The organism is Leisingera sp. F5 (genome assembly GCF_001593695.1).
In genome coordinates this window covers 1-6,532 of the sequence record NZ_LUKH01000101.1, presented here as the reverse complement: position 1 = coordinate 6,532, position 6,532 = coordinate 1, and the positions used below count along the sequence as shown (strand labels likewise).

At 62.2% G+C, this 6,532-nt stretch carries 9 protein-coding genes and 1 pseudogene; 6 read left to right on the top strand and 4 right to left on the bottom strand.

From position 1 onward, the window contains the following. Window positions 1–294: 294 nt before the first annotated feature. Window positions 295–1,200 (top strand): DMT family transporter, encoded by a 906-nt coding sequence (locus A2I95_RS24680; protein ID WP_291734113.1) that lies wholly within the window; start codon window positions 295–297, stop codon window positions 1,198–1,200. Here the strand turns inward: A2I95_RS24680 and A2I95_RS24675 are convergent. The 3 genes from A2I95_RS24675 to A2I95_RS24665 form a co-directional block, all read right to left on the bottom strand. Then, window positions 1,172–1,486 carry a DUF1244 domain-containing protein gene (locus A2I95_RS24675; RefSeq protein WP_291734110.1) on the bottom strand — a complete coding sequence of 105 codons (315 nt, stop codon included), beginning with the start codon at window positions 1,484–1,486 and terminating at the stop codon, window positions 1,172–1,174. The two genes, A2I95_RS24680 and A2I95_RS24675, sit on opposite strands and share 29 nt — an antisense overlap. Before the next feature lie 83 nt (window positions 1,487–1,569). Beyond that, the gene (locus A2I95_RS24670) at window positions 1,570–1,809 is read right to left on the bottom strand and encodes a DUF6868 family protein (RefSeq protein ID WP_291734108.1); all 240 of its coding nucleotides are present in this window, start codon (window positions 1,807–1,809) and stop codon (window positions 1,570–1,572) included. A 145-nt stretch (window positions 1,810–1,954) separates the two neighbouring features. Then, window positions 1,955–2,692: an N-formylglutamate amidohydrolase gene (locus A2I95_RS24665; RefSeq protein WP_291734106.1), complete on the bottom strand. Its 738-nt coding sequence runs from the start codon at window positions 2,690–2,692 to the stop codon at window positions 1,955–1,957. A 120-nt stretch (window positions 2,693–2,812) separates the two neighbouring features. Here A2I95_RS24665 and pyk point away from each other — a divergent pair, with 120 nt between their 5' ends. From pyk to rplT, 4 genes are all read left to right on the top strand, one after another. Next, entirely contained in the window at window positions 2,813–4,258 is a 1,446-nt protein-coding gene (gene pyk / locus A2I95_RS24660) for a pyruvate kinase (protein ID WP_291734105.1), read from the top strand. A gap of 33 nt (window positions 4,259–4,291) precedes the next feature. Then, on the top strand, window positions 4,292–4,513 hold the full coding sequence (locus tag A2I95_RS24655) for a hypothetical protein (protein WP_291734104.1): 222 nt from the start codon (window positions 4,292–4,294) through the stop codon (window positions 4,511–4,513). 118 nt (window positions 4,514–4,631) lie between these two features. Further along, window positions 4,632–4,832, top strand: a complete 201-nt coding sequence (rpmI, locus tag A2I95_RS24650; protein WP_027263382.1) for a 50S ribosomal protein L35 — start codon at window positions 4,632–4,634, stop codon at window positions 4,830–4,832. A gap of 14 nt (window positions 4,833–4,846) precedes the next feature. Continuing rightward, the gene (rplT, locus tag A2I95_RS24645; RefSeq protein WP_024088794.1) at window positions 4,847–5,212 is read left to right on the top strand and encodes a 50S ribosomal protein L20; all 366 of its coding nucleotides are present in this window, start codon (window positions 4,847–4,849) and stop codon (window positions 5,210–5,212) included. Window positions 5,213–5,442: 230 nt separating this feature from the next. Here the strand turns inward: rplT and A2I95_RS24640 are convergent, their stop codons facing one another. Continuing rightward, window positions 5,443–6,006 (bottom strand): isocitrate lyase/phosphoenolpyruvate mutase family protein, encoded by a 564-nt coding sequence (locus A2I95_RS24640; protein WP_291734100.1) that lies wholly within the window; start codon window positions 6,004–6,006, stop codon window positions 5,443–5,445. A 230-nt stretch (window positions 6,007–6,236) separates the two neighbouring features. Between A2I95_RS24640 and A2I95_RS24635 the strand changes: the two are divergent. Continuing rightward, window positions 6,237–6,532 (top strand): annotated as a pseudogene (locus A2I95_RS24635) (hypothetical protein); the annotation flags it as partial.

The following is a 6,532-nucleotide window of genomic DNA, read 5'->3' as shown; positions in this document are numbered from 1 at the left end:
ACGTCCTTGGCCAGATCGAGACCTACGGTTTTAACTGTCATTGGCTGGCTCCTTTCCTAGCAGTTCATGACAACTGCATTATGGCGCATCACGACGCCGGTGGAGCAGGAGCCATCCACTTCATCCGCAATGGGCCGGAGTTTCGCGCGGGCGCGGGAGAGGCTGATTGCCGGGATGAAACAATATGGGAGTGGCTGCGCCGCGATCCAATGCGGACAGGCAGCCCGCTGCTGACGCCCAGGTGTCAGCAGCGCAGTGATAGGCAGGCCCGGAAAACTGGAGGGCCGGGCCTTGATGTCACTCAATATCTCTCAGCGTATGGCGGGAATACTCCTGATTGCGGTCTCTGCCGCGGTCTTCAGCTCGGCGGGGATATTCACCCGTTCCGTCACGGCGGCAGCATGGGTCATCATCTTCTGGCGCGGGCTGGCCGCAGCGGGGTTTACGCTGGCGTATCTGGGCTTGCGCGGACAGCTTGCAGGAGAAGCCCGGGTTTTTGACCGCCGCGCCTGGCTGATAGCGGTGATGGGGGCTGCGGGCAGTGCCGCGTTTATTCCAGCCTTCAAGCTGAGCAGCGTGGCCAATGTGGCGCTGATCTATGCGGCAGCGCCGTTGGCCGCTGCGGGACTGGCTTGGCTGGTGCTGCGCGAAGCACCGGCGCGCCGGGTGCTGCTGGCAAGTGCTGCAGCGCTGGCCGGGGTGGGGATCATTGTCTCAGGCTCGCTGGGGCAGGGCAGTCTGGCGGGCGATGCCTTGGCGCTGTTCATGACGCTGATGATGGCGGGGATTATGACCGCCTACCGCAAATGGCCTGATGTGCCTGCAGCACTGCCCAACGCGGTGTCTTCGTTGCTGCTGTTGCCGGCGGCTGCCCTGATGGCGCCGGTGGCAGAGGTTCCAGCCGGGGAGCTGCCGGTGCTGGTGCTGTTCGGGCTGGTCTTTGCGGTGGCCTCGGTCACGCTGTGCGAGGGCGCGCGGCGGTTGCCTGCGGCAGAAACCGCGCTGTTGTCAGCGCTGGAGACGCCGCTGGCGCCATTGCTAGCCTTTTTGATCCTGGCGGAACGTCCGGGCCTGACGACGGTTCTGGGCGGGGCGGTGATACTCACCGCCGTTCTTTGGCCGCAGAAACCGCCCGTTCGCTCGCGGCGGCCTGAAAATCCTGCTGACCAGCCTATCGCTTGTCCGTCACGTTTTCCTTGAACGCGACCTCGAATTCGGCCTGCTTTTCGGCGTTCGCCTCGGTCTGATAGTTGGCTTTCCACTCGGCCATGGTCATGCCGTAATAGACCTCGCGGGCTTCATTCTTGTCCATCTCGATGCCGCGTTCATTGGCGGCTTCCTGGTACCAGCGCGCCAGGCAGTTGCGGCAGAAACCGGCCATGTTCATCAGATCGATGTTCTGAACGTCTGTGCGGTCTTCCATCAGGTGCTTTTGCAACCGGCGGAAGGCGGCGGCCTGGATTTCGGTCTCGGTTTGCTTGTCCATGGCGGTGGCTCCGGAGTGAATATTGGCGTCTGGCACAGGCCTAACAGTCGAAGCCGGCGCGGGCAATGGGATCACAAAGGGCGTCAGATCAGCTGCAGCGCAACCCACGGTCCCAGCGCGGTGGCAAAGATCACGATCTTATAGGTGCCCAGCCAGCGGTAGATGGTGAGGCTGACATCGGCAGGCGCCAGGCCGAACATCCGGGCGTGCAGGCCGGCGACCCAATCCTGCAGGGCCAGCAGCAAAAGGGCAGACAGGGTGAACAAGCCAAGATGCAGCACGGTCAGCCAGCCGAAAAAGGCAGAGAGGATGTCCAGGGTCATGATAACTCCTTTCCCGTTTCGCCCGCGTTTCCGTTACGGATATGGGGATTTTCTGCCAGTTTAGCAACGCGGGGCCGTTTTTCTTCGAGGAAAACGGCCAGGAAAAATCGATTTTCCCTGACCGGAATTCGCGTCGGATTCCGGTTCAGAGGCCAGAGGTCTCCAGCGCCTTGGGCAGGACACAGGCCAGGCGTTCGGCCCAGATGTGCTGGCCCTTGTGCTCGGCAATCAGGTCGTTCCTCAGCTCGATCAGCGTGTTGAGGCGGCCCGGCTTGGTGGCGTGGGTCTCAATCGCGTCGCCGGGCAGATAGCCGGTGTAAGGTTCATTGACGCCCACGCACAGGCCGCCCTCGGCTTTCAGTTCGTCGATCACGAAAGGGGAAAACCGCTCGCCCTTGGGGAACAGAATGCCGATCTCCCAGGGCCGCGGGGGCCGTCCGCGCAGCTGGCGGGTGAAACTGTGGACCGAAACGATCACCGTGCGGGGGCGTTCCGCCAGCCGCGCCAGGGCGCGGTGATAGGGGCGGTAGCAGCCTTCCAGCCGCTCCTTCAGATCGGCTTCGCCCGCGTGGCGGTTGGCCGGGATGATGGTGCCGTCGTAAAGCTTCATCAGCAGGGTCGGATCGTCCTCGCCGCGGTTGGGGTCGATCACCAGCCGCGAGAAGTTCGACGCCACCACCGGCGCGTCCAGCATCTCGCCCAGAAGCTTGGACACCTCATAGGCGCCAACGTCATAGGCGATGTGGCGCTCCATGTCCTCGTGCGGGAGACCAAGGTCGCCGCCGCCGGCAAAAGGCGGCACATGGTTGGTTGCGTGGTCGCAGGTGATCAGCCAGCGTGCGGGACGGTCTGCGCCGTGAACAAAATAGGGTGTGTATGTCATGAGCCTGATATGTTTTGCCGCAAGCTGTTTACGGGAGTTGCGGCAGAATGGGAATTGAGGGATAAGCACCCTGAACGCTGTTTGCGGTAACATATTTCAGGTCCGGAGGAGAAGACCCCTATGAAACGTTCGCGCAATGTGAAGATTGTCGCCACCCTGGGGCCGGCTTCGGAGACCTATGAAACGATCCGCGCCCTGCATGAGGCGGGTGCCGATGTGTTCCGGTTGAACATGTCGCACGGCAGCCACCCTGAAATTGCCGAGAAGCACAAGATCATCCGCCAGGTGGAACAGGATCTGGACAGCCCGATTGCCATTCTGGCGGACCTGCAGGGACCGAAGCTGCGGGTCGGTGTGTTTGCCAATGGGGCCGAGGATCTGAAGGAAGGCGCCAAGTTCCGCCTTGATCTGGATGAGGCGGAGGGTGACGTGAACCGCGTGTGCCTGCCGCATCCGGAGATTTTCCAGGCGCTGGAGCCGGGGGCGCATCTCCTGGTCAATGACGGCAAAATCCGATTGGCGGTCGAGGCGTGCGGCCCGGATTTTGCCGATTGCGTGGTGGAGACCGGCGGCACCATTTCGAACCGCAAGGGGGTGAATGTGCCCGACGTGGTGCTGCCGCTGGCGGCGCTGTCGGAGAAGGACCGGGCGGATCTGGAATTTGTCTGCGCCTTGGGTGTGGATTGGCTGGCGCTGTCCTTCGTGCAGCGGGCCAAGGACGTGTTTGAGGCCCGCGGGCTTGCGGACGGCCGCGCCGCGGTGCTGTCAAAGATCGAAAAGCCGCAGGCGGTGGAGGATTTCGAGGCTATTCTGGATGCCTCCGACGGCATCATGGTGGCGCGCGGCGATCTGGGGGTGGAGCTGCCGGTTGCCGCAGTGCCGCCGATCCAGAAACGGCTGGTACGCAAGTGCCGTGCCGCGGCCAAGCCGGTGATCGTGGCGACCCAGATGCTGGAAAGCATGATTGAAAGCCCGATGCCGACCCGTGCTGAGGTCTCGGACGTGGCGACCGCCATCTACGAGGGCACCGACGCGATTATGCTGAGCGCCGAAAGCGCGGCAGGCCAGTATCCTATCGAAGCGGTGCAGACCATGGATAAGGTCGCAGTCGAGGTCGAGGCAGACCCGACCTATACCCAGATCATCGCCGCCTCGCGCTCGGCCAAGGGCACCACGGTGGCCGATGGTATTGTGGCGGCAGCGCGAGAGATTGCGGAAAAGACCGAGATCAAGGCGATCTGCTGTTTTACCCAATCCGGAACCACCGCGCTGCTGACCGCGCGCGAACGCCCGGGGGTGCCGATCATCGCGATGACCCCGGTCAGCGCCACGGCGCGGCGGCTGTGCCTCAGCTGGGGCTGCAAATGCGTGATGACGCCGGAACTGGACCGCTTCAAGGGTGCGGTTGTCAGTGCGGCGCGGGCGGCGCGCTCCGGCGGCTATGCCGGAGACACCGACCAGATCGTGGTCACTGCGGGCGTGCCCTTCAACGTGCCGGGCACCACAAACATCCTGCGCATCGCGCCCTGTGATGAGCGATTGATTTACAGCACCGACCCGGAATAACCTTACCTCACAAGTGTGTGAGGTAAGAGTGGTATGGAAACGGATTTGCCGCTGATTGCGGGTCTGGTGATTGCCGGGTTTTCGGTGCCGTCGATTCTGTCGGCCTTCAGTGAGCGGCGCCCGCCGCGGGCATCCGTCGTGACCATTCTGATTGCGATCGGTCTGATCGCCTATGCGGTGATGATGAAACCCAGCGGCTACCGCATAGACGAGATCCCGGATGCGTTTTTCCGGGTTCTGGGACGCCTTCTTTAGAGAATCAGCTTGCCCATCAGGCAGGCATTGCGTATTGGGCAGCTCTGTTCCGCGTGGCCGGCCTTTCTTAGGCATGCCGAGTCGCGCGTCTAGCGAACCCGCATTGAAGGAGACGGAAATGCCCAAGATGAAGACAAAGTCGAGCGCCAAGAAGCGCTTTAAGGTGACTGCGACCGGCAAGGTCATGGCAGGTCAGGCCGGCAAGCGCCACGGCATGATCAAACGGACCCGCAAGTTCATCCGCGACGCCCGCGGCACCACAACCCTGTCGGCACCCGACGCAAAGATCGTCAAGGGCTTCATGCCCTACGACCGCTAAGAGGAGATTGAGATATGTCCCGCGTTAAAGGTGGTACCGTCACTCACGCCCGTCACAAGAAGGTCATCAAAGCAGCCAAAGGTTATTACGGCCGCCGCAAGAATACCTTCAAGGTTGCCCGTCAAGCCGTCGACAAGGCGAACCAGTATGCAACCCGCGACCGCAAGAACCGCAAGCGCAACTTCCGCGCGCTGTGGATCCAGCGGATCAACGCAGCTGTCCGTTCGCACGACGAAGCGCTGACCTATTCCCGCTTCATCAACGGCCTGACCCTGGCCGGTATCGAAGTGGACCGTAAAGTTCTGGCCGATCTGGCCGTGCATGAGCCCGAGGCATTCGGTGCCATCGTGCGCCAGGCACAGGACGCGCTGGCAGCCTAAGGCGCCGGAGAGTTCGAATTAGGAAAGGCCGCTCCAGCCGGGGCGGCCTTTTCTTATGGTTATTGTGGTCCACTGTTTCTCACTGGGTCTAGCCGCAGAAAATGGCCGGCTTGCGGAAGGGCGGCCCGCTGAATCAAGGCTTGAAGCGCCGGGGCTGCCCCCTGTTGCCGCATGTCGGGTTTTGCCGGGAGGGAATTGCACGCAAAGGTCGGCGAAGGCAGGTTTGCGGCTCACCCTGCTAACATGGCATCAATCTCGGCCGTGCTTGCGTCCCCCTTCAGGATCGTGAAATCGCCCCGTTCCAGCATCGCACCCGCGGCCAGCAGATTGACGAGTGTGCCTGTGGCGGCAAGCGCGCGGGTGGTTCCGGTATCTACCAGCGGGGCGTACATCACATCTGCACCTGCTTGGGCGAACGCGTGGCAGCGGCGCAGCGCCTCGGCTAGGTCGTAATCATTCATGAGCCAGCCATCAGAGCGGGCAGTCAGCACGATCCCCGCAGCCTCTATCCGTGCCAATGCCGGATCAAACGGATAGGAATTTGTCCCCGGGACAGCCGTGTCCTCCACCGAAACCCCAGAAAGCCCGGCCTCTGCTGCCAGTCTCACAGTCTCGGGATCGTCTCCGAAACCGTTTTCGAAATCGCCGTTCACCGGCACCTTGACCGATGCGCAGATACTGGCAGCGTGCTGCTGGGCGATGTCGCGCGTGATCTGGCCGCCATCGGTCAGGCCCAGCGTGAAGCCATACCCTGAAGGGGTTGCCGCCGGCGCCTGCGCACCTGGCTGCGCCATTGTCTTTGCCGATCAAATATCCCAGGGGTTTGGTATCACTGCCGGTTTGCCTGGGACGTGAAGGGCGCGGAAGCGATCCGTCAACTCGTAGCGGTGCAAAGCATGCTCCTTTCTCCGATTGGCCGAAATGCTGCTCACTATAGCCGATGGGGTTGATGGCCCCTGCTCCAACCGGCGCCGCAATGCGCCATGATGCAGTTGCCGTTGACTGCTACAAGAGGGGCCGCCCAATGCAGGTTGCAACAGCCGGCCTTGATCCGGCCAAGAACATCTTTCAGGTTCACGGGATTACCTCAGAAGGGAACACGGTCTTCAATCGGCCGCTTCGGCGCCCGCAGGTTCTGTCCTTTTTTGAGCGTTTGGAGCCATGCCTGATCGGAATCGAAGCCTGCAGCACCGGTCATCACTGGGCGCGCGGACTGGCGCGGGTGATCAGTTTTGCCGAAGGCGTGGTTGAAGGTACAGACCTTGGGCTGCCTTCCGCCGCGCAGGGTGTGATCCGTAACCTGTCCCGGGAATTGAGAAT

Bases quoted from the DNA above. Each gene is read 5' to 3' on its own strand.
- rpmI (WP_027263382.1), top strand. From the start codon at position 4,632: ATGCCCAAGATGAAGACAAAGTCGAGCGCCAAGAAGCGCTTTAAGGTG.
- A2I95_RS24655 (WP_291734104.1), top strand. From the start codon at position 4,292: ATGGAAACGGATTTGCCGCTGATTGCGGGTCTGGTGATTGCCGGGTTT.
- A2I95_RS24675 (WP_291734110.1), bottom strand. From the start codon at position 1,486: ATGGACAAGCAAACCGAGACCGAAATCCAGGCCGCCGCCTTCCGCCGG.
- A2I95_RS24665 (WP_291734106.1), bottom strand. From the start codon at position 2,692: ATGACATACACACCCTATTTTGTTCACGGCGCAGACCGTCCCGCACGC.
- A2I95_RS24670 (WP_291734108.1), bottom strand. From the start codon at position 1,809: ATGACCCTGGACATCCTCTCTGCCTTTTTCGGCTGGCTGACCGTGCTG.
- pyk (WP_291734105.1), top strand. From the start codon at position 2,813: ATGAAACGTTCGCGCAATGTGAAGATTGTCGCCACCCTGGGGCCGGCT.
- A2I95_RS24680 (WP_291734113.1), top strand. From the start codon at position 295: ATGTCACTCAATATCTCTCAGCGTATGGCGGGAATACTCCTGATTGCG.
- A2I95_RS24640 (WP_291734100.1), bottom strand. From the start codon at position 6,006: ATGGCGCAGCCAGGTGCGCAGGCGCCGGCGGCAACCCCTTCAGGGTAT.
- rplT (WP_024088794.1), top strand. From the start codon at position 4,847: ATGTCCCGCGTTAAAGGTGGTACCGTCACTCACGCCCGTCACAAGAAG.